Here is a 1,498-nt window from a genome sequence, read left to right on the forward strand (position 1 = left end):
ACGACGGCAAGGTCATCTGCGACATCGGTGTTGCCCCGGTGCGGCCTGCCGAGTTCGTGCACTTCACCATCACCCAGATCGCCGGCCAGCCCGGCCAGAGCAGCTGAACGAGCCGGAGGAGGCACAGCACATGTTGACCGGTGACAGCTTCAGCAGCAGCACCTTCGCCGTCGAACTCGGCAAGTTCCAGGTGGAGACCGTCCAGAGCGTCTCGGGGCTCCAGCTGGAGCAGGACGTCGTGGAGGTCCGCCAGGTGTCCCCGACCGGGGAACTCCTGATCCGCAAACAACCCGGCGCACGGAAGACCGGCGAGATCACCATCACCCGGGGCATGGACAAGAGCACCGCCTTCACCGACTGGATCAAGGCGACGCTCGTCAACGCCGACCTCGACTCCGCACGGCAGAACATCACCATCGCCCTGAAGGACGCCAAGAAGCAGACCGTCCGCCGCATCCACCTCAGCAACGCCTGGGCATCCCGCTGGGAGGGGCCGTCGCTCGGCGCGTCGGAGTCCGGGCCCGCTACGGAACAGGTGACCATCACCTACGAGGACATCACCGTCGAGTAGCCGGCCCGCCCCCGTCCCAAGGAGCACATATGCCCGATCCGAACCCTCCGGGAGTCTTCGTCAAGGAACTCCCCAGCGGAGTGCGCACCATCACCGGGGCGAGCACCTCCGTGCCGGCGTTCCTCGGCTACACGAAGGTCTACCCGGCGGACGACCCGAACGCCACACCCGCACCGTTCGACGAGGCCGCGCGCAAGGTCCCGCAGAAGATCGGAAGCTGGCGGGAGTTCGCCGCGCGCTACAGCATGGAGAAGATCGCCAAGGAGCTCGCCGCGAAGCCCGACCCGGTCACCGCCCTGACGCTGGACAGGTGCTTCCTGCTGGCCGAAGCCGTCTACGGATTCTTCGCCAACGGCGGGCGCACGTGCTACGTCGTGGGCTTCACCGGCCCCGGGAGCGCCGTGAGCGTCCAGGACCTCAAGGGGAACGTGGACGACCGCACGGGCCTCGCCGGACTGGAGACCGTCCCCGAGGTCACCATGGTCGCCGTGCCCAGCCTCTGGGACATGACCGCCGACGTCACGGAGGACCCGTCCCCGCCCGATCAGGACCAGGGCATCAGCAGGATGGCCGAGGTCCTGAAGCACTGCACCGCGCAGCGCAACCGGCTGGCGATCCTCGACCCGCCCCCGGACCTGACGGCAGGCGACGTCCAGACCTTCGCCGGGAAGCTCGCCTCGCCCGACACCGACGACGCCGCCTTCACCACCCTCTACTACCCGTGGATCACGGTGCCGGGCGTCGACACCAACCAACGCACCGTGCCACCGTGCGGCCACATCGCCGGCGTGTGGGCCCGTACCGACGCCGAACGCGGCGTGTTCAAGGCCCCCGCCAACCAGAACCTCCGCGGTGCCCTCACGCTCGACACCCTGCTTACCGACGACGAACACGGCGAGCTGAACGCGGTGGGTGTGAACTGTCTGC

2 protein-coding genes are annotated in these 1,498 nt (G+C 68.3%); both read left to right on the top strand.

What is annotated here, in order from left to right; genetic code table 11:
* The first annotated feature begins 130 nt into the window (after window positions 1–130).
* Complete coding sequence (locus tag LE181_RS31780) at window positions 131–571, top strand: phage tail protein (protein WP_225665081.1); 441 nt, start codon at window positions 131–133, stop codon at window positions 569–571.
* Window positions 572–600: 29 nt separating this feature from the next.
* Window positions 601–1,498: phage tail sheath subtilisin-like domain-containing protein (locus LE181_RS31785; RefSeq protein WP_225665083.1), on the top strand; the 898-nt coding region annotated here is incomplete at its 3' end.

Origin of the sequence: Streptomyces sichuanensis (assembly GCF_020328095.1) — a bacterium.
Lineage (GTDB): Bacteria > Actinomycetota > Actinomycetes > Streptomycetales > Streptomycetaceae > Streptomyces > Streptomyces cinnamoneus.

Coding starts and splice junctions, on each gene's coding strand:
- LE181_RS31780 (WP_225665081.1), top strand. CDS start 131: ATGTTGACCGGTGACAGCTTCAGCAGCAGCACCTTCGCCGTCGAACTC.